Source organism: Rhizobium sp. WSM1274, assembly GCF_025200775.1.
GTDB classification, from domain to species: domain Bacteria; phylum Pseudomonadota; class Alphaproteobacteria; order Rhizobiales; family Rhizobiaceae; genus Rhizobium; species Rhizobium leguminosarum_I.
The window spans coordinates 102,276-123,812 of record NZ_CP104141.1 but is presented as its reverse complement, the minus strand read 5'-3'; the positions used below and the strand labels follow the sequence as shown (position 1 = coordinate 123,812).

The 21,537-nt window shown below is 61.8% G+C and carries 21 protein-coding genes; 2 read left to right on the top strand and 19 right to left on the bottom strand.

Annotated elements, in window-relative coordinates; translation table 11 throughout:
- Nucleotides 1-15: 15 nt before the first annotated feature.
- From N2600_RS32380 to N2600_RS32340, 9 genes are read right to left on the bottom strand one after another with little or no spacing between them, the layout of a single operon-like run.
- Nucleotides 16-369 (bottom strand): cupin domain-containing protein, encoded by a 354-nt coding sequence (locus N2600_RS32380; RefSeq protein WP_170255254.1) that lies wholly within the window; start codon nt 367-369, stop codon nt 16-18.
- A complete protein-coding gene (locus N2600_RS32375; protein WP_170255253.1) occupies nt 362-1,030 on the bottom strand; it encodes a cysteine hydrolase family protein in 669 nt (222 codons plus the stop codon). Before N2600_RS32375 ends, N2600_RS32380 begins: the two co-directional genes overlap by 8 nt.
- Nucleotides 1,030-2,580: an ABC transporter ATP-binding protein gene (locus N2600_RS32370; RefSeq protein WP_170281822.1), complete on the bottom strand. Its 1,551-nt coding sequence runs from the start codon at nt 2,578-2,580 to the stop codon at nt 1,030-1,032. Before N2600_RS32370 ends, N2600_RS32375 begins: the two co-directional genes overlap by 1 nt.
- A 1-nt stretch (nt 2,581) precedes the next feature.
- Complete coding sequence (gene atzD, locus N2600_RS32365; protein ID WP_260299808.1) at nt 2,582-3,637, bottom strand: cyanuric acid amidohydrolase; 1,056 nt, start codon at nt 3,635-3,637, stop codon at nt 2,582-2,584.
- On the bottom strand, nt 3,637-4,338 hold the full coding sequence (biuH, locus tag N2600_RS32360; protein WP_260299807.1) for a biuret amidohydrolase: 702 nt from the start codon (nt 4,336-4,338) through the stop codon (nt 3,637-3,639). Before biuH ends, atzD begins: the two co-directional genes overlap by 1 nt.
- An 11-nt stretch (nt 4,339-4,349) precedes the next feature.
- The gene (locus N2600_RS32355) at nt 4,350-5,366 is read right to left on the bottom strand and encodes a formamidase (protein WP_260299806.1); all 1,017 of its coding nucleotides are present in this window, start codon (nt 5,364-5,366) and stop codon (nt 4,350-4,352) included.
- 12 nt (nt 5,367-5,378) lie between these two features.
- Nucleotides 5,379-6,305 (bottom strand): ABC transporter permease, encoded by a 927-nt coding sequence (locus N2600_RS32350; RefSeq protein WP_170255250.1) that lies wholly within the window; start codon nt 6,303-6,305, stop codon nt 5,379-5,381.
- Nucleotides 6,305-7,432 carry an ABC transporter permease gene (locus N2600_RS32345; protein WP_260299805.1) on the bottom strand — a complete coding sequence of 376 codons (1,128 nt, stop codon included), beginning with the start codon at nt 7,430-7,432 and terminating at the stop codon, nt 6,305-6,307. Before N2600_RS32345 ends, N2600_RS32350 begins: the two co-directional genes overlap by 1 nt.
- Nucleotides 7,433-7,452: 20 nt before the next feature.
- Nucleotides 7,453-8,580: a BMP family ABC transporter substrate-binding protein gene (locus N2600_RS32340; protein ID WP_260299804.1), complete on the bottom strand. Its 1,128-nt coding sequence runs from the start codon at nt 8,578-8,580 to the stop codon at nt 7,453-7,455.
- Between the two features lie 340 nt (nt 8,581-8,920).
- Between N2600_RS32340 and N2600_RS32335 the strand changes: the two genes are divergently transcribed.
- Nucleotides 8,921-9,595: a GntR family transcriptional regulator gene (locus N2600_RS32335; RefSeq protein WP_170255247.1), complete on the top strand. Its 675-nt coding sequence runs from the start codon at nt 8,921-8,923 to the stop codon at nt 9,593-9,595.
- Between the two features lie 50 nt (nt 9,596-9,645).
- Here N2600_RS32335 and N2600_RS32330 read toward each other — a convergent pair whose 3' ends face one another.
- The 5 genes from N2600_RS32330 to N2600_RS32310 form a co-directional block, all read right to left on the bottom strand.
- On the bottom strand, nt 9,646-10,443 hold the full coding sequence (locus N2600_RS32330; RefSeq protein WP_017968631.1) for an ABC transporter ATP-binding protein: 798 nt from the start codon (nt 10,441-10,443) through the stop codon (nt 9,646-9,648).
- A gap of 11 nt (nt 10,444-10,454) precedes the next feature.
- Nucleotides 10,455-11,348, bottom strand: a complete 894-nt coding sequence (ntrB, locus tag N2600_RS32325) for a nitrate ABC transporter permease (protein WP_170255245.1) — start codon at nt 11,346-11,348, stop codon at nt 10,455-10,457.
- A 55-nt stretch (nt 11,349-11,403) separates the two neighbouring features.
- A complete protein-coding gene (locus N2600_RS32320; RefSeq protein ID WP_260299803.1) occupies nt 11,404-12,717 on the bottom strand; it encodes a CmpA/NrtA family ABC transporter substrate-binding protein in 1,314 nt (437 codons plus the stop codon).
- Nucleotides 12,718-13,184: 467 nt separating this feature from the next.
- Nucleotides 13,185-14,189 carry an inorganic phosphate transporter gene (locus tag N2600_RS32315; protein WP_162117552.1) on the bottom strand — a complete coding sequence of 335 codons (1,005 nt, stop codon included), beginning with the start codon at nt 14,187-14,189 and terminating at the stop codon, nt 13,185-13,187.
- Nucleotides 14,189-14,833 carry a DUF47 domain-containing protein gene (locus N2600_RS32310; RefSeq protein WP_260299802.1) on the bottom strand — a complete coding sequence of 215 codons (645 nt, stop codon included), beginning with the start codon at nt 14,831-14,833 and terminating at the stop codon, nt 14,189-14,191. Before N2600_RS32310 ends, N2600_RS32315 begins: the two co-directional genes overlap by 1 nt.
- 96 nt (nt 14,834-14,929) lie before the next feature.
- Between N2600_RS32310 and N2600_RS32305 the strand changes: the two genes are divergently transcribed.
- Nucleotides 14,930-15,463: an NUDIX hydrolase gene (locus N2600_RS32305; protein WP_260299801.1), complete on the top strand. Its 534-nt coding sequence runs from the start codon at nt 14,930-14,932 to the stop codon at nt 15,461-15,463.
- Nucleotides 15,464-15,502: 39 nt separating this feature from the next.
- On the opposite strand, the gene N2600_RS32300 is transcribed toward N2600_RS32305, so the two are convergent.
- From N2600_RS32300 to N2600_RS32280, 5 genes are read right to left on the bottom strand one after another with little or no spacing between them, the layout of a single operon-like run.
- Entirely contained in the window at nt 15,503-16,414 is a 912-nt protein-coding gene (locus tag N2600_RS32300; protein ID WP_260299800.1) for an ABC transporter permease, read from the bottom strand.
- The gene (locus tag N2600_RS32295) at nt 16,411-17,511 is read right to left on the bottom strand and encodes an ABC transporter permease (protein WP_222334387.1); all 1,101 of its coding nucleotides are present in this window, start codon (nt 17,509-17,511) and stop codon (nt 16,411-16,413) included. The genes N2600_RS32300 and N2600_RS32295 overlap by 4 nt, the downstream gene beginning before the upstream one ends.
- Nucleotides 17,512-17,513: 2 nt before the next feature.
- Complete coding sequence (locus tag N2600_RS32290; protein WP_260299798.1) at nt 17,514-19,031, bottom strand: ABC transporter ATP-binding protein; 1,518 nt, start codon at nt 19,029-19,031, stop codon at nt 17,514-17,516.
- Between the two features lie 3 nt (nt 19,032-19,034).
- A complete protein-coding gene (locus N2600_RS32285; RefSeq protein ID WP_260299797.1) occupies nt 19,035-20,132 on the bottom strand; it encodes a BMP family ABC transporter substrate-binding protein in 1,098 nt (365 codons plus the stop codon).
- 25 nt (nt 20,133-20,157) lie between these two features.
- Nucleotides 20,158-21,537, bottom strand: a complete 1,380-nt coding sequence (locus tag N2600_RS32280) for an amidohydrolase (protein ID WP_170255240.1) — start codon at nt 21,535-21,537, stop codon at nt 20,158-20,160.

Below are 21,537 nucleotides of genomic sequence, written 5' to 3'. Positions count from 1 at the left end.
ATCATCGCGTCGGGTTCAGGAAATTTCGTCTTCGAATATTTTGACGGGCCGGTCCCATTGGATGAGCACGACACAGCCGGTATCGCTCCAGACCGAGTGTTCGCTGCCCGGCGCATTGACGATATAACTGCCGCTAGTGTAATCGCCCGTCTCGTCGGATTGAACGCCATCGAGCACCAGAATGGTCTCGAGCCCCTCGTGGCGATGGCGGGGAACGGAGGCGCCGGGCTCATATTTCAACAGCGCCACGCCCGGCTGATCGCCCTCGAAGGGGCGGATCCAGTGAATGGTGACGGCATCGCGGAAAGGGCCGAATTCCAACTCCTTCCAGCCGCCTGACGTCAGGCGTTCGCGGGTCGTTTCAGGCATGGGCGATGCTTTCCAGAATGTCGTCGACATGGGCGGTCCACCCGACGATCGCGCCCTGGGCGCGGATCATGGCGATGGCGGCGGCTTTGAATTCGGGGAAATAACTTTCCGTCGCCTCCTCGGCGAGCAGGCATTCATAGCCGCGGTCGTTTGCTTCGCGCATCGTCGTCTGCACGCAGACTTCGGTAGTGACACCGGCAAAGACGAGCTGTTTGATACCCTTCCGCTGCAACACGGTGCCGAGGTCGGTCGCGTAGAAGGCGCCCTTGCCGGGTTTTTCGATGACGGTTTCGCCCTTCACAGGAGCGAGTTCCGGAAGAATTGCCGTGCCGGGTTCGCCCGAGATCAGGATGCGGCCCATCGGGCCTTCGTCGCCGATCCTGAGCGACGGATTGCCGCGATCGCGTTTCGCCGGCGGCAGGTCGGAGAGATCAGGCCGGTGGCACTCCATCGTATGGATCACAGGCAGGCCGGCATTGCGGAAGCCCTGGATGAGGCGTTTGACATCGGGCACGATCCTGGTGATGCGGCTGACATCATTGCCGAGGCTTGCACCGAAGCCGCCGGGCTCGGCGAAATCGCGCTGCATGTCGATGACGATGAGGGCGAGCTCGGCGTGCTTCACCGGAAAGGCGAAAGGTTCGGCTTTGATCTCAGCCATCAGTGATGCCCCGCCATGTGGGCACCGATCACGCCGATATCGGCCGAGAGCGCCGGTGTCTCGTAAACCAGCTTGCCTTCCGAAATGACCATGATGCGGTCGGACATCTCGAGCAGTTCGTCGAGGTCTTCCGAGAGCAGCAGCACGGCGGCACCCAAATTGCGGGCCTTCATGATGCGGGCGCGGATTTCGGCAACGGCGGAGAAATCGAGGCCGAAACAGGGGTTCGAGACGATCAGCAGATCGACATCGCCGGTCAGTTCGCGGGCGAGCACTGCTCGCTGCACGTTGCCGCCCGAAAGCGCTGCGATCGGCGAGGAGGAAGAAGCCGTTTTGACCTTGAAGTCGGAGATCAGCGCCGAGGCACGCTTCTTCATGCTGCCCTTGTTCAGCCAGACCGCGTCCGTGCCGTCCGGCTTCAAGTCGAAGGTGCGGAACGCAAGGTTCTCGCTCACGGTCATCTTCGGCGCACAGGCATTCTGCAACGGCTCTTCCGGGATGAAACGCACCCTGTTCTTGCGGGTCTCGTCACGGGTGGCGCCGTAAGTCTCGCCATTGACCATGACCTGGCCGCTATCGGTCAGGCGCTGGCCGGCCAGAATTTCCGCCAGTTCCTTCTGGCCGTTACCCGATATGCCGGCGACGCCGACGATCTCGCCGGAGCGGACCGTAAGCGCGTCGATCTCGATCGTCTTCAAGCCGGAGCGATCCGGAGCTTTCACCTGGCTTACAGTGAGCACGGATTTGGCCGCTTCCGCCACCGGCAGACGGCTGTCGAGCTCGGCGAGCTTGACGTCGCCGATCATCATCGCCGCCATCTCGGCGGTGGAGAGCTCGCCGACCTTGCCGGTGCCGACCAGCTTGCCGCGCCGCAGGATCGAGACGGCATCGGCGAACTTCGTCACCTCGTGGAACTTGTGGGAGATCATCAGCACTGTGAGCTCGCCGCGCTCGGTCATCCCGCGGACGATGCCGAGCATCTCATCGGCTTCGGCTGGCGTCAGCACCGAGGTCGGCTCGTCGAGCACGAGGAAGGAGCGGCCGAGATAGAGCTGCTTGACGATTTCGAGCTTCTGCTTTTCGCCGGCGGCAAGCTCGCTCACCGGCCTGTCGAGCGGGATCTTGAACGGCATGCGTTCCATGAACCCCGCCAGATCCTTGCGTTCCCTGGCCCAGTTGATTACCGCGGGTACTTCGGTACGGCTGATGACCAGGTTTTCCGCACCTGTCAGCGAGGGAACCAGTGTGAAATGCTGGTAGACCATGCCGAGCCCATAGGCTGCGGCATCCTTGGGTGAGGCGACCGCCACCTCGCGGCCGTCGACCGACAACGAGCCTGACGTTGCGTGATAGAAGCCCATGATGCATTTGACGAGCGTCGACTTGCCGGCGCCGTTTTCGCCGAGAAGCGCGTGAAAAGACCCAGCCGGAACGGCGATCGAGACGTTGTCGAGCGCGGTGAAGCTGCCGAAACGCATGGTCATATCGAGCGTCTCGATGCCGACGGCCTTGCCGGCTTGCGGAAGGGGCGTGTCGCGGACTGTGCTCACTTCATTGCTCCTTTTCGACGATGATGGCGACGGGACCGCCGCCGGACGGACCCTGGTGTTCGGCGCCGCCGGACACATAGAGATCGGTAATGCCGAAGATGCCGGCGAGAACGCCGCCGACGAAGGCACGGGCATGGCGGGTGCCTGCAATATCCGAGTCATCGAGCATCGTGTGGCGCCTGCCGCCGATCCTGCCGGACGGGTCCGGCTCGGCCTTGGCGAGAACCGCTGCCAGCCGGCTGTTTTCCGGCAGGCGTTCGCGGGCTTGCCTGACGGAATGCGCGTCGATCGCATCCCGCATGACCGCGTGGTCGATCGACAGCGGACCGGACCATTTTGCGCTCATGCCGAGGACGATGACTTCGTGATCGGTGAGTTCGACCCCGGACGAGGTTGAGGCGCAGCGGGAAAAGAGATCGAAACGTGTGCAGATGTCGGCATCGCCGATCGACGCCGCATCGATTTCACCGAGTGCCACGGCGACGCCGAGAGCCGAAGCGCCGCGCGAGAGGCCCATGGATTTCAGCGTGTCGTGGGTTGCGACCGTCCTGCCAGCGGCCTCTGCTTCGGCAATCCGGCGCGAGGTGAGCAGCGGGCACTTGATCTGCACGAAATGGACATCGGTAGCATCATCGATGCCGGCATCCTTCATCGCGAACTTCACGCCTTCGGCAACGAGCAGGATCTGTTCCCGGCGCCCGAGATGTTCGGGGGGCAGCGCGGGGGTACGCGACACACCAATGGCCAGCGCCCGTTCGCCCGGGGTTTCTACGGTTTCACGCGCAAAAACCGTCCAATGCGGCGAGAGCGCACCCTCGGTGCCGCCGGACATGATGATCGAGACGCCGTCGACGCCATATCTACTGAACAATGCCTCGAAGCTGCGGGTGGCATAACCGCGGGTAAAATCATTGACGCAGCCGTTGCCTTCCGTCTTGCCGAGAACGGCGACGATGTTGTTCGCCTGAAGGCCGCTGGCAAAGAGCGCCTCGACGCCGGCAACGTCATCGGGGCCGTCGGCTGGCACGCGAAAGACATGGGCACGCAATGACGGCATCAGGGTAGCGCCTCGACTAGAGCCGCGGAATTGGAGACGGAGCCGAAGACGCCGCCCTGCATCTTCACCATCTTGATGGCGGCGAGGTGGTTTCCGTAGTCGGTCGCACCACAGCAGTCCTCCAGCAGCAGGCATTCGTAGCCGCGGTCGTTCGCCTCGCGCATCGTCGTCGAGACGCAGACATCGGTGGTGATGCCTGTGAGGATAATGTTTTCGATGCGCTTCTGGTTGAGGATGAGTTCGAGGTCGGTGGCGCAGAACGAACCCTTGCCGGGCTTGTCGATGATCGTCTCGCCTTCGATCGGATAGAGCTCGGGGATGATGTCCCAGCCGGGTTCGCCGCGCGTCAGGATGCGGCCGCAGGGGCCGGGATCGCCGATGCCGGCGCCGATCCGCTGCGAGCGCCAGCGTTTGTTGGCCGGCAGATCGGCGAGATCGGGGCGGTGGCCCTCGCGGGTGTGGATGATGTGGTAGCCCTTGGCCCGCATGGCGGACAGCACGCGCTTGATCGGTTCGATCGGCGCCTGCACCAGCGACAGGTCGTAGCCCATATGGTCGACATAGCCACCCTTGCCGCAAAAATCGGTCTGCATGTCGATGATGATGAGGGCGGTATTGTCCGGCCTCAGAGCGCCGTTATAGGGCCACGGATACGGATCGGCGTCGATAAAATGCCGTTTGGTTTTGACCATCGCGTCCATCATTCTCTCTCCTATTCCGCGGCAGGTTTGAGGTGTTCGCCGTAGCGGCGCATCGGCTTGTCAAATCCGCAGGACGTGCCGTCCTTGACCTTTACCTCGTCTTCCCATGGCAGGCGGTATTTGCCGGCGACAAGGTCGTGCATGTAGGTGTAGGGCGCATCCTTTGCGCCGCCGGCAACGGCGACATAGCCGCGATGGCCGAACTGGTAGATATTGTTCTCCACGCCCCAGCCGAGTCTGGCCTCGCGCACCAGGTCAGGACGCACCTCGGCGGTGATGATCTCGTTGACGCGGCCGGAGGTGCCGTGAGCGATGATCGTACCGTCGAAATTGCAGATCATGCCTTCGCCCATCGAATCGAACGTGCCGTCCGAGCCGCACATGCAGACATTGGCGGTAACCATCAGGTTGCAGAAGGCGTTGGCCTGGTTGGTGAAGCGCCAGGCGTCGCGGATCGGCGCGGCGTAGCCGGCGGTGCGGATCATGATCTCCGCGCCCTTATAGGCGCATTCGCGCGCCATCTCCGGGAACATGCCGTCATGGCAGATGATCAGCGCGAGCTTGGCGCCCCGCGGGCCCTCGATGACAGGGATGCCAAGATCGCCGGGCTCCCAAGGCTCGACGGGGATCCAGGGATGCATCTTGCGGTAATAGAGCTTCAGCTCGCCCTGGTCGTCGATGACGATGCCGGAATTGTAGGGCATGCCGCCGGGATTGAGCTCCATGATCGAGAAGCAGCCCCAGATCCGGTTGTCGCTGCAAGCCCGCTTGAAAGCCGCGACCTCCGGCCCGTCGAGCGTGCACATGATCTCCGGATTGATGTCCATGGAAAGGCCGTGCAGCGCGTATTCGGGAAAGACGACGAGGTCCATGCCCGGCTGATTGCGCCGCGCCTTGGCCACCAGATCGACGATCACCTGCGTCTGTTTTGCCAAGTCCGCTTTGGTGACGGTCACCGGCAGCTGGAGCTGAACGAGGCCGATGCCGACGCCGTGTTCGGATTTGTTGAGGCCGCCAAGTCCGTTCATCGCCAAGCTCCGTTATTTCGTGAGCGACAGCGCGCCCGGCGCACCGGCGAGCGAGCGGGTGGGCGAGGAGGTGGCGATCAGGATGACGAGGGTGAGCACGTAAGGTGCGGCATAAAAAAGGTAGTAGCCTTGTGTGACGCCGACCGATTGCAGCGCCGGGCCGAGCGCGCCGGCACCGCCGAAAAGCAGGGCAGCCAGGAAGCAGCCGATCGGGTTCCAGCGGGCGAAGATGACGAGGGCCACGGCCATCAGGCCCTGGCCCGACGAAATGCCTTCGTTCCATGAGCCCGGATAGTAGAGCGAGAGATAGGCGCCGCCGATTGCCGCCAGCGAACCGCCGGCGGCCGTCGCCAGCAGGCGAACCCGGTCCGGGTGAATGCCCATGGCCCGGGCCGCGTCGGTGCTGTCGCCGACAACGCGTAGGATCAGACCGATCCTCGTATTCTTGAAGGCCCAGAACAGGAAGAGGGCAAGGGCTGCGCCGATGAAGAACAGCACGTTGATATTCAGCGCCGCCTGGATCTGCGGCGTGCTCGACCAGCCGCCGAGCGCGATCGAGGGCAGCTTCGGCGCCACCGGCTGGATGAAGGATTTGCCGAGGAAGAACGCCATGCCGAGACCGAACTGCATCATGGCGATGCCGATGGCGATGTCGTTGACCTTCGGGAACTTGCAGATCCAGCCATGGATGACGCCGAAGATCGCGCCTGCCACCATTGCGGCCAGCACGCCGAGGGTCGGCGAGCCGGTCATGACAGCCACCGCATAGGCCGTCATGGCGCCGAAGACGAGCGTGCCCTCCAGGCCGAGATTGATGCGACCGGAACGTTCGGTGATGGTCTCGCCGAGGCTGACGAAGATGAAGGGGGTGGAAACGCGGATGGCGCCCGCGAAGATTGCCAGCGGCACGCCCCAGATGCCGATGCCTGTCTCTTCCATCAGAGGCTCCTTTTCCAGAGGTCGGGATTGAAGATCTTGAAGCGGCCGTAGAAGGTCTCGCAGAACAGAATGACGATGAAGAGCGTGCCCTGCAGCACCAGAACCGTCGCGTCCGGCAGGCCCATGCGCCGCTGGATGAGGCCGCCCGAGGCGTCGATGCCGCCGAGCAGGATGGCCACCGGAATGATCGCCAGCGGATTGTGCCTGGCGAGGAAGGCGACGAGGATGCCGGTATAACCGTAGCCGGCGGCAAGCGAGGCATTGGCACTTCCCTGCACCGCCGCCACTTCGATCATGCCCGCCAGACCGGCAAAACTGCCGGCAAGCGCGGTAAATCCGGCGATCAGCTTACCGACCGGCAGTCCCTGGATCTGGGCCGCGCGCACGTTGCCGCCGGCGATGCGGGCAGCAAAACCGTAGCTCGTGGCCTCTATCACGATCCAGGAGACCACGCAGGCGAGGATGCCGATGACCAGGCCCCAATGTACGTCCATGCCGGGAATATTGCCGAGCATGTATTCCGCCGGCAGTGGCCTGGTCGACGGCTTGTTGAGGCTTGCCGGATCGCGCAGCAGCCCTTCGACGAACTGGTTCATCAGGGCAATGGCTATATAGGAGAGCAGCAGCGACGAGATGGTTTCGTTGACGCCGCGATAGTGGCGCAGGAAACCGGCAAGGCCGATCCAGATGCCGCCGACCACCATGGCGGCGATCGCCATCAGAATGAGGGTGAGGAAGACAGGCGCAGTGCCGGCGAGCGGCAGAGCTATGGCCGCGGCAGCAACGCCGCCCAGCACGACCGCTCCTTCCCCACCGATGATGACGAGGCCGAGACGGGCGGGCAGGGCGACGCAGAGTGCCGTCAGGAGAAGGGGTGCGGCACGACTTAAGCTGTTCTGCACCGAAAACCAGCTGCCGAAGCCGCCGGTGTACATCAGTTGGAAGAGAGTTGCCGGCGACTTGCCGACCGCCAGGATGAAGAGGGAGAAGAGCGCAAGACCGATCAGAATGGCCGTGAGGCCGATGACAACAGGCTCGGCCCGCCGCGCGATCCATTCGAGGACGGGGCGCAGGGAAGCCGGCCTTTCTACGATGACTATTGCGGGATCATTGGCCTCGATGGTCATGGCGCTTCTCCCTTCGCGGTTTACGCTGTGGACCCGATAACGCCCTCGACCAGATAATTCATGCTTTCGAGCTCGATCGCGTCTTCGGCGTAGCTCTTGCCGGCAGCCACGACGGTGTCGCCCTTGTTGTCCTTCAACGGTCCCTTGAAGACCGAAAAGCCGCCCTTCATCATATCGGCCTGCGTGGCTTCGAAGGCCTTGCGGCCCTCAGCGGACACACCGGGGCCGAGCGCGCTCATCTTCACGAAGCCATCCTTCAGGCCACCACGCACGAAATTGCCGAGCTTTTCGCCGGCCTGCGCCTTCTTGACGAAGTCGCCGTAGACGTTGCCCCAGGCCCATTCGGCGCCGGTGAGGTATTTTTCGGGCGCAAGCGGGCTCTGGTTGGCGTGATAGCCGCAGACGAAGGCGCCGCGGCCGGCAGCCGTCTCGACGACCACTTTGGGGCTGTCGACGTGGCAGGTGATGACGTCGGCGCCTTGGTCGACCAGCGCATTGGTGGCTTCAGCTTCCTTGACGGCGAGCGACCATTCGCCGGTGAAGATCACCTGGCAGGTGATGCCAGGATCGACTGTGCGCGCGCCAAGCAGGAAGGCGTTGATATTCTGCAGAACCTGCGGGATCGGCTTGGCGGCGACGAAGCCGATCTTCTTGCTCTTCGTCGCATGGCCGGCGGCAATGCCGTTCAGATACTGGCCCTGGAAGATATAGCCGAAATAGGAGCCCGTGTTGGCCGGGTTCTTGCCTTCCTGCCAGAGGCCGCCGCAGTGGCGGAACTGGATGTCGGGATGTTTGCCGGCCACGGCCAGCATGTGCGGGTCGAAGTAGCCGAAGGAGGTCGGAAAGAGCAGGGTCGCGCCATCCAGGTTGATCATGGATTCCATCGTCTTCTGGACGTCGACGGTCTCCGGCACGTTCTCTTCTTCGACCAGCGTTACACCAGGCATCGCCTTGATGACGGCCGCACCTTCGGCATGCGCCTGGTTGTAGCCGTAGTCGTCCTTGGGGCCGACATAGATGAAGCCGACGGTCAGCGCGGTTTGGGCTGCGGCGGAGGAGGCGATCAGGCCCGGCATGGCGCCCGCAAGCGCACCGGCAGCGGAAGCCTGGAGGAAATTGCGGCGGTTCATGGAAAGGAGTTTGGTCATCGGAAATGCTCCTTGCGGCGCTGGGCCGGTTGTGAACGGGTACAGAAAAGTGCATGCAATGTATGTGCCAGAAACTAATCTATTGTTTTTTATAGTTTATCCGTTACCGCAAGATTTGCACGTTGCAAAGTGCATACAGATTGATCGAATTCTTGCGTAAAAAGTAATCAATAGATATTTCTTGTTCATTGTGACTGCGTAGTTGGCACAACGTCGAGTTACCCGAGGTATCTCCTGCATCAGAAAGTGAACATTTAACAATATCTTCGCCGCCCGATTTGACTTATCCAGTCTCGAACGTCATCTGTATGCAGAGTGTTGATGTGAGCAGATTCGTATCGTGAAGCAGCCTAGGCGCAGAGAAGTGATCCGTACCGGAACCACCGTCGAACAGATGGTGCGGGCGATTGCCGACATGATCGTCACAGGTGAAATGCTGCCGGGCGCGAAGTTGGACGAGGTATCGCTCGCGGTTCGTTTCGACGTTTCGCGCACGCCGGTGCGCGAGGCTCTGCGTGAACTGGGCGCCATGGGATTGGTCGCGCGCGAGCCGAACCGCAGTGCGGTCGTGACCAATGTCACCGAAGCCTATCTGCATTCGATGTTCGAAGCGATGGCGGAACTCGAAGCGATCTGCGCCAGGCTCTCGGCCGAGCGTATGACGGTCGACGAGCGGCGTGCGCTGGAGTTGGAGCATCGCGGATCGATGAGGCTCGTGCATGCCGGCGCCGAAGAAGAATATTCGGCTCACAACACCGAATTCCACACCCGGCTTTATCGTGGCGCGCATAATGACCATGTCTTCGAGATGGTGATGCAGACACGGGCGCGGCTAGCACCTTTTCGGCGGGCGCAGTTCCGCCTGCCCGGGCGTCTGGCAAAATCCTATGAGGAGCACGGCCGGATCGTCACCGCGATCATGCGCGCGGACGCCGCCGCCGCTGGGCAGGCGGCATATTCCCATGTGGAAATTGTCAGCGATGCCAGCGCGGTATTTGCAACGCCCGGGGAGTAAAGAGGGCGCGAAAACCACAGCCGGCAAACGCCGAAGTAATGTCCCGGTCTCTACTCCGCCGCTTCGATGAAACGGTGGCGTTCGTAGAGGAACTTCAGCACGGCTTCACGGCATTTGAGATATGTCCGGTCGGAGGCGAGTTCGATGCGATGGCGGGGACGGGGCATGGTCACATCGAGCACTTCGCCGATGCGGGCCGCCGGGCCGTTGGTCATCATCACGATGCGATCGGACAGCAGCACCGCCTCATCGACATCATGGGTGATCATCACCATCGTGTTGCCAAGCCGGGCGTGGATTTCCATCACCGCGTCCTGCAGATGGGCGCGGGTCAGCGCATCGAGCGCGCCGAAGGGTTCGTCGAGCAGCAGGATCTTCGGCTCCATTGCAAGCGCGCGGGCGATGCCGACGCGCTGTTTCATGCCGCCTGAAATTTCCGAAGGCCGCTTATCCCTCGCATGCGCCATCTGCACGAGGTCGAGGTTGGCCATCACCCACGCATGCCGCTCGGCCTTGGTCTTCGTTCGGCTGAAGAGTTTGGAGACGGCGAGATTGACGTTCTCGTAGACGGTCAGCCAGGGCAGCAGCGAGTGGTTCTGGAAGACGACGGCACGCTCCGGACCGGGTCCGTTGACCTCACGGTTTTCAAGCAGCACGGCGCCTGCCGAAACCGGGGTCAGGCCGGCGATGAGGTTGAGCAGGGTGGACTTGCCGCAGCCCGAATGGCCGATGATCGAGACGAATTCGCCCGCGGAAATCGTCAGGTTGATGTCCTTCAGGACCTCGGCGCGCACGCCGCCCCGATCGAAATGTTTGTCAATATGATCAAGCTTCAGATAGGCGTTCATAGGTGCGTTCCTCAGTTGGCCATGGCGCCGCGGGTGATCAGTTTGCCGAGTGCTGCCACCAGCTTGTCCAGGGCGAAGCCGACGATGCCGATGTAGGCGAGCGCGACGATGATGTCCGGAAGGCGCGACGAGTTCCATGCGTCCCAGATGAAAAAGCCGATGCCGACGCCACCGGTCAGCATTTCGGCCGCGACGATGGCGAGCCAGGAGAGGCCGACGCCGATCCTGAGGCCGGTGAAGATGTAAGGCGCTGCCGAAGGCAGCATGATCTTCCAGAAAAACTCGAACTGGTTGAGGCGCAGCACCTCGGCGACATTGCGGTAATCCTGCGGGATATTGCGGACGCCGACGGCGGTGTTGATGATCACCGGCCAGATCGACGTGATGAAGATCACGAAGATCGCCGAGGGGTTGGAATCCTGGAAGGCTGCGAGCGACAGCGGCAGCCAGGCGAGCGGCGGAACCGTGCGCAGCACCTGGAAGATCGGATCGAGGCCACGCATCGCCCAGACCGACTGGCCGATGATCGCACCGATGATGACACCAGTGACTGCTGCAAGCCCAAAGCCATAGAGAACGCGCTGCAGCGAAATGAGCACACGCCAGCCGAGCCCGATATCCTGGGAGCCGTAGTTGAAAAACGGATAGGCGATCAGGTCATAGCTATCCTGCCAGACCCGGTGCGGCGAGGGCAAAGACGCGTCCGCCGACGAACAGAGCACCTGCCAGACGAGCAGGATGAGCGCCAGCACGACGAGTGGCGGAACGACGTTGCGAAGTGCGGTCAGTGCCGCTCGACGAAAATCGATCCGCGATCCATGCTTGCCGGAAAATGGCAGAACCTTTGCCGCCAGCTTGGCAGAGGCGGCCGTGGAGGGGTTTTCTTTATTGGCCAGGGCGGACATCAACGCGCTCCTCACGTGCATGAAAGGCCGGCGCGCCGGAGCGCGCCGGAGCGGATCACGAGACAGCCTTGATCGAAAGGCTGTCGAGATAGGTGGAGGGATTTTCCGGATCGAAGACCTTGCCGTCGAAGAAAGTCTCCTTGCCGCGAGAAGACGATGCGGGAATATCGGCCGCCGCGACGCCGAGATCCTTGGCGGCCTCGCGCCAGATATCTTCGCGGTTCACCTGGTTGACCAGCGCCTTGATGTCGGTGCTCGCCGGCAGATTTCCCCAGCGGATGTTTTCCGTCATGAACCAGGTATCGTGGCTCTTGAACGGGTAGGAGGCGCCGTCTTTCCAGAACTTCATATAGAGGTCGGTGGCTTTGACATCGCGGCCATTGCCATAATTGATGTCGCCCTTGAGGCGGCCGAGTACGTCCTTCGTCGGAACGTTGAACCATTGGCGCTTGCCGAGAATCTCAGCCATCTCGGCCTTGTTATCCATGCTTTCGCACCACTGCTGAGCCTCCATGACGGCCATCAGCAGGGCCTTGGCAGCATTGGGATTCTTTTCGATCCAGTCGGCGCGCAGTCCGAGCGCCTTTTCAGGATGACCCTTCCAGAGCTCGCCGGTAGTGGCTGCGGTAAAGCCGATGCCCTGGTTGACGAGCTGCTCGTTCCATGGTTCGCCCACACAGAAGACGTCCATGTTGCCGACCTTCATGTTGGCAACCATCTGCGGCGGCGGCACGACGATCGTCGAAACGTCCTTATTCGGATCAATGCCGCCGGCGGCGAGCCAGTAACGGATCCAGAGGTCGTGGGTGCCGCCCGGGAAGGTCATGGCGGCCTTGATCTCCTTGCCCTCCGCCTTCTTTTTCTCGAATGCGGCTTTCAGCTTGGAGGAATCGAGCTGCACGCCGGTTTCGGCATATTCCTTGGCGACGGAAATACCCTGGCTGTCGAGGTTGAGCCGGGCGAGGATCGCCATCGGCACCGGTTTATTGTTCTGCGTCACCTTGCCGGTATGCATGAGATAGGGGAGCGGCGACAGGATATGCGCACCGTCGATGCCGTTTGCCGCGCCGCCCAGCACGAGATTGTCGCGGGTCGCACCCCAGGAGGCCTGTTTGGCCACATCTGTTTCCGGAAGGCCATGCTTGTCGAAAAAGCCCTTTTCCTTGGCGATGATCAGCGGCGCGGAATCCGTGAGCGCGATAAAGCCGAGCTTGACACCTGTCACTTCAGGGCCTGCTCCGGCTGCGAAGGCGCCGGACGGAAAGGCCGTCTTGACAGCGCCGATGAGGGCGGCCGCTGCGGTCGTCTTGAGCATGCTGCGGCGGGTCATGCCGGTTGTAAAAATCCCAGTCTGCAAATTCTTTGTCATGCGCAGGTTCCCTCTGCTGGCTGAATTTGGACACAAAAAAAACGCCGCCGGAAATTGCGTCCAGGGGATGGGAGAATCCCGGAGCAAAAACCTTGCGACGTCGGTGTCTATTGTAGGCGCTTATGCCGCGCCTATCCGCGCCGGTCGCCATTGACCGATGCGTCTTAGGACCTGCAAGCAGTGTGCCAATTCCAGAGGAAATGGTAACGGCATGAAGCAAAAGGAGAAATGCGAAGAATTGACGAATGCCTATTTCTTAGGCTTTGTTATTTTCTGCTTCTGTTTTGTGCGACTGCCAAGTAATCGCGGCCATGAGAGCGTTCTATTTGTGCAGTGCACGCAATATGGCAGTAGCGACCACGCAGACCGCAGAGTGGATTCTACGCGCCTTATTCTGTCGGGAATGCCAGCCGGAAAGCTCAAGAAGGGAAGGTCAATGCGTGGCGATTGCCTCGCCGTCATCTCATTCATTGCAGCAAAGAGACGAGGCCGTAGAACGCTGCAGATATTGCTGCAGCCGCCGGCATCGTGACGATCCAGGCTATCACGATGTTGCCGGCCAATCCCCAGCGCACGGCTGAGACCCGACGAGCCGCGCCCACTCCAACGATTGCTCCGGTGATGGTATGCGTTGTCGAAACCGGAATACCGAGCCAGGTCGCTCCGAAGAGCGTCAACGCTCCGCCGGTCTCTGCGCAGAAACCTTGCATGGGATTGAGCCGGGTGATCTTCGACCCCATGGTATGAACGATCCGCCATCCGCCGAAGAGCGTTCCGAGAGCCATTGCCGATTGGCAGGAAATGACCACCCAGAACGGCACGTAGAATGTCGGGCCGAGATATCCCTGGCTGAACAAGAGCACCGCGATGATGCCCATCGTCTTCTGCGCATCGTTGCCGCCGTGGCCAAGCGAATAAAGCGAAGCGGATACGAACTGCATGGTGCGAAATGTCCGATCCACGGCAAACGGCGTTTGCCGGACGAATAGCCAGGAGACGGCGAGCACCAGCACCAGGGCAAGCAGAAAGCCGATGGCTGGCGACAGGAAAATGGCACCGACGGTCTTTAGAAGTCCGTTCCAGACGATCGAGCTGAAGCCGACCTTTGCCAGACCGGCCCCCACCAGCCCACCGACAAGCGCATGCGACGAGCTCGATGGAATTCCGAAGATCCAGGTCAGAATATTCCAGATGATCGCGCCCATGAGTGCGGCGAAGATCACTTGGGGCGAAACGATCGCGGGATCGATGATGCCGGTCCCCAGTGTTTCGGCCACATGCAGGCCGAAGAACAGGAATGCGATGAAATTGAAGAACGCCGCCCAGACGACCGCATATTGTGGCCGCAGGACACGGGTCGAGACGATCGTGGCGATCGAATTGGCCGCGTCATGCAGACCATTGAGAAAATCGAAGAACAGGGCGACGACGACCAGGCCGACCAGCAGCGGCAGAGCGAGGGAGGCATCCATTAGACGTTCTCGATGAGAATGCCGCTGATTTCGTTGGCGACATCCTCGAAGCGGTCGACGACTTTCTCCAGCTCTCCGTAGATTTCGCTTCCGATCAAGTAGGCCATCGCATTGCCGCCGGCGCCATGGCGCATAAACAGATCCTTCAAACCCTGGTCGTGGAGTTCATCGGAACGTCCCTCCACTCGGGTGACCTCCTCCGCGATGGCCGCCAGACGCTGCGCATTGGCTCCCAATCTGTCGAGGAGGGGTATCGCTTCCGCAACAAGGTTTGCCGCTTTGACGATTTCACCGCCCATCTCCTGTATGAGCGGATCGAAGCTCGTTTGCTCGAACAAGCGGATCGTCTTGACTGTCTTGTGCATCATGTCGATCGCATCATCCATCGACTGAACGAGGTCCTTGATGTCACCGCGGTCGAAGGGCGTGATGAAGCTTCGTCGAACGGCAAGAAGAACGTCACGCGTGACGTCGTCCGCCTCGTTTTCCAATGCGACGATTCGTTCGCAGTTTTTCTCAACGTCATTGCCCTTCAGGAGTTGATCGAGGGCATGGGCCGCGGCAACGACGGTCTTCGAGTGTTTGGAAAACATTTCAAAGAATCTGTCTTCCCGTGGCATCAGCTTGCGAAAAATGCTCATCATGCCTGCGAACCTTCCTCGTGCGGCCGATTGTCATAAATCTGTCATAAACACGCTCAGGCAATTGAAGCAACAAGCAAATTCGGTAATTCATTCCTTATGACGCCCAGCAAAAAAGGCAGGAAGCCGCGACCGGACAAGTCCCAGCCACTGCTGCGACAGCTCGCTGCTGTTCCTGAAACGCTGTTCGCCGGTTCATTCCGTCAACAATACGGCGCACTTTGCTTCCGCCACGGCAATGGCGGATCCGAGGTCGAAATCCTGGTGATCACATCGCGCGAGAGCGCACGCTGGGTCATCCCGAAAGGGTGGCCGATGAAAGGGAAAAAGCCTTTCGAAGCAGCAGCAATCGAGGCCTGGGAGGAGGCAGGCGTGCGCGGGGTGGTGAAGAAGAAGCCGGTCGGCCGCTATACCTATCTGAAAGAACTCGACAATGGCGATGTTGTGCCCTGTATCGTCGACATATTTCAGATTGAAGTCACGGACATCAGCGGCGATTTCAAGGAGCGGAGTCAGCGTATTCTCGAATGGGTGAGCCCCGATGAAGCGGCAAGACGCGTTCGCGAGATCGAGCTCAAGTCGCTGCTCGTCCAATTTGAGGCGCACGGCCGCAGGAAACGCGATCGCGGCTGACCACGGGCTTCTTCGCCGGCGCTGCAGCGCCGCGCGTCTTTATCGCTCGAATGGTTCGCCAAGCGATGCCACGCCGTTCAGTTTCAGCAGGCGGCGGTCAGCGGAGATGATGCCGAGCACGATGATCGTAACGAGATATGGCAGGCTGGAGAGCAATTGCGAGGGAACGTCCAGTCCGGTTGCCTGAGCTGCAAGCCCCATCAGCGACACCGCGCCGAAGAGGCAGGCGCCGAGGAAGATACGGCCGGTGAGCCAAGTCCCGAAGACGACGAGGGCAATGGCGATCCAGCCGCGTCCGGCGATCATCCCGTCAGCCCAGAGCGGGGTGTAGACCACCGACGCGTAGGCGCCGGCGAAGCCGGCCATCGCACCGCCGAAGGCGATGGCGAGGATCCGGACCGATATCACCGAATAGCCGATGGCGTGAGCGGCCTTCGGGTTCTCGCCGACGGCGCGGACGATGAGGCCAAGCTTGGTGTAGGCAAATATGACCCACAAAGCCAGCGTCGCGGCAAGCGAAATCCAGACGACGATGTCCTGGAGGAAAAGGCCACCGATAACCGGCAACTCCGAAAGCCCCGGAAGAGCAAGCTTTGGAAGCCCCCTGACCGTGAGGCTTTCATAGGTCTTGCCGAAGAGCGCGGAAAGGCCTTGACCGAGAATGCCGATGGCAAGGCCCGCCGCCACCTGGTTTGCCCGGAATCCCAGCGTGACGAAGGCGAAGAGCAGCGAAAGGACAGCGCTGCCGAGCCCGGCTGCGACGAATCCCAGGAGATGTCCGCCACCCTGGTAGACGATGATGAAGGCGAGCACGGCACCAAAGGCCATCAATCCCTCGACCCCGAGGTTGAGGACGCCGGCACGCTCGGCCACCAGCTCGCCGAGGGCTGCGAGAAGAAACGGTGTCGCAGCCGCAAGCATGCCGGCAAGAATGAACTCGATGGCGTTCATGACGGGCTCCGGTGGGCGGCGCGGCGCCATTCAAGTCGATAGCGCACGAAGGCGACGGCGATCAGATAGGCAAGCAGCAGGCTGCCCTGGAAGACACGGACGGCGGCAATCGGCAGGTTGGCCGAGACCATGGCATTGTCGCCGCCGATATAGATGACCGCCATGACCAGTCCAGAGATCACGATGCCGATCGGATGCAGGCCGCCGAGATAGGCGACGATAATGGCCGCATAGCCATAGCCACTCGCGACCGAACGCTGCAGCTGGCCGAGCGGACCGGCGACTTCGGCAGCCCCTGCAAGGCCGGCGGCAAAGCCGCCGATCAGCAGCGAAAGCCAGATCGCCCAACCTTCCCTGAAGCCGGCATAGCCGGCAGCCCGCGGCGCCAGACCGCCGACCTGCAGCTTGTAACCGATGAAGCTCCTCTGCATGAAGACCCAGGCCGCAACCGACAAAGCCAGCGTGATGAGGAACGAGACATTGACGCGGGTACCGGCAATCAGGGTCGGCACCATCGCATCGTACTGAAACATCACCGACTGGGGGAAGTTGAAGCCGTTCGGATCCTTCCAGGGGCCGAGCAACAGATAGTTCAGCAGCTGCGCCGCAACGAGGCTCAGCATCAACGAAACGAGGATCTCGTTGGCGTTGAGGCGCACGCGCCAGAAAGCGGTGAGAGAAGCCCAAAGTGCGCCGCCGATGGCGCCGAGCAGCAGCATTGCCGGCCAGATCCACTGGCCCGTCGCCTGAGGAAACCAGACCGGGATGGCAGAGGCGAAGATCGCGCCGAGTATGAACTGGCCCTCGGCGCCGATGTTGAAGACCTTGGCGCGAAAGCCGATCGCCAGCCCCTGTGCAATCAGAAGGAGCGGTCCCGCCTTTAAAAGCACCTCCGAAAACGAGGCCCAGGAAAGGAAGGGCTCGAAAAGCATCGCATAAACGACCGCGACAGGGTCGCGACCCATCAAGATGTATAGGCCGAGGTTGAGCGCGATCGCTATGACGAGTGCCATGACCGGCGCGAGCAAGGTCGCGGCAAGCGAGGCGCGCTCCCGGCGGACCAGGGTGGGAACGAAAGCAAGGGACCAAGCGCTCATTGCTAGACTTTCTCAGGCGAGGCTTGTGCCCCGATCATGTATCGGCCGATCTCCTCGGGTTTGGTGTCCCGTGTCGCGAGCGGCGGGCTGAGCCGGCCGTGATGCAGCACCTGGATGGAATCACAGAGCTCGAACAGTTCTTCCAGCTCTTCGGAAATGACGAGGATCGCCATTCCCTGATTGCGCAATGCGACCAGACGGCTGCGGATGGCGGATGCGGCGCCGATATCGACGCCCCAGGTCGGCTGCGCCACGAAAAGCAATTTCGGAGACAGCATGATTTCGCGGCCAACGATGAACTTCTGCAGATTGCCACCGGATAGAGTGCCGGCTTCCGCATCCGGGCCTGAAGTGCGGACATCGTACTGACGGATGCAATCCTTGGTGAACGCCAACGCCCGCGCCCTGTCGACGAGACCGTGCCGCAAAAGTTTGAGCGGATGGGCCGTCAGCAGGCTGTTGAGGGCGAGCGACATTTCGGGGACGGCGCCACGTCCGAGCCGGTCTTCCGGAACGAAAGCAAATCCGAGCATCCGCCGCGCGGCGGCGTCGAGCCTGCCGACATCGATCCCCATCATGTAGATCCGGTCGCGTTGGTCGCGCCCCAGCACCGTTTCGCCTGAAATCAACGCGGCAAGTTCGCTTTGGCCGTTGCCCGAAATACCGGCGATCCCGAGGATTTCGCCGGCACGCACTTCAAGGCTGATGCCGGAGAGCGGCACGGCAAAGGGATCGTCTGGCTGATAGTCCAAACCGATGATCTCCAGCCGCTTTTCACCGCCGGATAGCGGCAGCGCCGAGATGGGAGCGGGCATATCGCGGCCGATCATCATGCGGGCAAGGTCGTGGGCATCATGGTCACGCGGGTCGACATCCCCGGTCACCCGTCCGCCGCGCAGGATCGTCGCCCGATCGCAGATCGCCCGGATTTCCTCGAGCTTGTGGGAGATCAACAGGATGGAAACGCCGCCGTCGCGCAGCCGGCGCAGCGTGTCGAAGAGCTTCTCCACCAGTTGCGGCGGCAGGACGGAGGTCGGCTCGTCGAGGATCAAAAGCTTCGGATTGGTCATCAGGCTTCGGAGGATCTCCACCCGTTGCCGCTCGCCGACGGACAACGCATGCACATGGGCGAGTGGGTCGACTTCGAGCCCGAACTCCTGTCCAAGCGTCCGAATGCGGTCCTTGAGCTCAGCCTTGCGACCCGGCACGACCAGCCGAATATTCTCCAGGACGGTCAGGGTCTCGAACAGCGAAAAGTGCTGGAAGACCATGCCGATGCCGTGGCGCCTCGCCTCGGCAGGGGAGGCGAGGTGCAAGGGTTCTCCTTCCCATACGACGTCTCCGTCGTCCGGTTGCTCGACGCCGTAGATCAGCTTCATCAGCGTCGATTTTCCCGCCCCGTTTTCGCCGAGGATCGCATGGATCGATTGCGGGGCCACGTCCAGATCGATTGCCTGATTGGCATGGATCTGGCCGTAGCTCTTCGAAATACCGCGCAGCGACAGAAGCGGGGTCGTCATCACTTATTTCGGCAGCGGCGTGGACACGCCCTTGACGTGCCAGTTCATGGCAATGATTTCGGCGTCGGCCATGGCCGCACCCGATGCGACACCTTGGCTGCCGTCGGCCTTGATGATCGGCCCCGTGAAAGGCGAGAAGCTACCGTCAGCGATCTTTGCCTCGATCTCCTTGATCTTGGTCATCACGTCAGCCGGAACATCCGGGCTCCAGTCGACCACTTCGACGACCTTGTCGGCGACGCCGAGGAACGCATTGGCGCCCTTGAACGTGCCGGCGAGATGGGCGTCGACCGATGCCTTGAAGAACGGCGACCAGTCCGTCGAGATGCATCCAAGATAGGTTTTCGGCGCATATTTCTTCATCGAAGAGTTGAGGTTGAAGGCGTAGACGCCGGCTTCTTCGCAGGCCGAGATGACAGACGGCGTGTCCTGGGCGTTGGAGAAGATCACGTCGCATTTCTGCGCGATCAGCGCCTTGGCGGCCTCCTGCTCCTTGGCCGGGTCGAACCAGGAGTTCACCCAGACGACCGAGACTTCGATATCGGGCTTGACGGCCCGGGCGCCGAGGGTGAAGGCGTTGATGGAGGTGATCAGTTCGGGAATGGCGAAGGCGGAGACGGAACCCAGCTTGCCGGTCTTGGAAAGGGCTGCGGCAGCCATGCCGAGCAGATAGGTGCCCTGGAAATATTTGGCGGCGAACGGCGAGAAGTTCGGAGCAACCTGGAAGCCGGAGGCGTGCAGGACCGTGACGCTCGGATCGCGGCGGGCGATCTGCAAGGCGCCGTTCTGATAACCGAAGGAACCGGCGACCAGGAACTTGTTTCCGTCGGCGACGGTCTTGTTCATGATGCGGTCGGCATCCGGGCCTTCCGCGATATTCTCAAGCACGGTGATCTTGACCTTGTCGCCGTAAGCAGCCTTGATCGGCTCGAGACCGGCGGCAAGTGCATGTCCCCAGCCGACGTCGCCGATCGGCGACGGGACGACGAGCGTGATGCCGAGCGGCTCGTCGGCGGCCAAAGCAAGGCGGCTGCCGAGCACGCCGGCAAGGCCGGTGGCGGCAGCGGCCGTCATCAGGTTTCTGCGGGTCAATTTGGTCATGTTCTCAGTTCCCTCTTTTGGTTTTTTAAAATTCCACGGTGGATAGTGCGGCCTCGGCATCGGCAGCCAGCTTGGCCTCGTCGAGACCGGGAAATTCGCCCTTCTGCCAGACGATGCGGCCATTGATCATGGTCATGTCCGTCGCCATACCGATGCCGACGCGGGCAATCAGGCTCAGCGGATCGTGCCGCGTGCCGACGTAGTCCATGCGCCGGGTGTCGATCGCAAACAGGTCGGCGGCCATGCCGGGCGCCAGCCGGCCGATATCGCGCCGGCCGAGCAGGCTGGCACCCCCTGACGTGCCGTAGCCGAGGAAATCGACCGGCGGCGGCACGGGATGGGCGCGGCCGGAGGCGACGAGGCACTGCAGCATGTAGGCGGAATGCAGGCAGTGCATCAGGTTGGAATTGTCGTTGGAGGCGGCGCCGTCGCAGCCGAGGCCGATGCGCAGGCCGAAGGCGGCCATGGCGGGAATGTCGGTGACCTCAGCGCCGACGAGATAGACCGGTTCCGGGCAATGCGCGACACCGGTGTCGCTGGCGGCCATTGTCCTGAGTTCGTCGTGAGTGAGCTCCCAGCAATGGGCATAGAAGGCATCGGCCCCGGCAAAGCCAAGTTCTTGCAGATAGTCGACCGTGCGCATGCCGTGGCGAGCCTGGATGACCGGGCTTTCGCCTTCGCCGACATGGGTATGCATCATGACGCCGCGATCACGCGCCAGCGCCACCGATTCCACGAAGGTCTCGCGGTAGCAGTTCACCGGCTGGCAGGGCGCGACCACGACCTGGCGCATGCTGAAGGGGCTCGCATCATGATAGGTGTCGATCAGCCGCGCGCAGTCGGCGATGAACTCGTCGGTCGTTTCCAGCATCTCGTCCGGGATGGTCGAACCTTCCGACTTCGGCAGGGTGTTGCCGCCGCGGCCGGCATGGAAACGCATGCCGAGCAGCTCGGCTGCTTCGAACTGACGGTCGATCAGCCGCTTCCCGGCGTGCCGGGGGAAATTGTACTGGTGGTCGAAGGCCGTGGTGCAGCCATGCTTGATCATCTCGGCCATCGCCGTGACGGAGGCGTGATAAAAGCACGCCTCGTTGAGCTGCGAAAAGATCGGGTAGATGCGGTCCAGCCACTCGATCACCGAGAGCTTCGTCCAGTCGAGATCGGCGCGGTTGCGCACGAAGCACTGAAAGAAGTGATGATGGGTGTTGACGAGGCCCGGATAGACAAACCAGCCGCCAGCATCCTGCACGGTCGTGCCGGCAGGCAGTGCGTCCGCCCCCAGATTTTCGCCGATCGCCACGATCGCCGGACCGCTGGTCAGGAGATCGACATTGCGATGGACGACCGGTCCCTTGCCCTCGTCGACAATCACGGCCGCGCAGTTCTTCAGGAGATATCCAGCCAT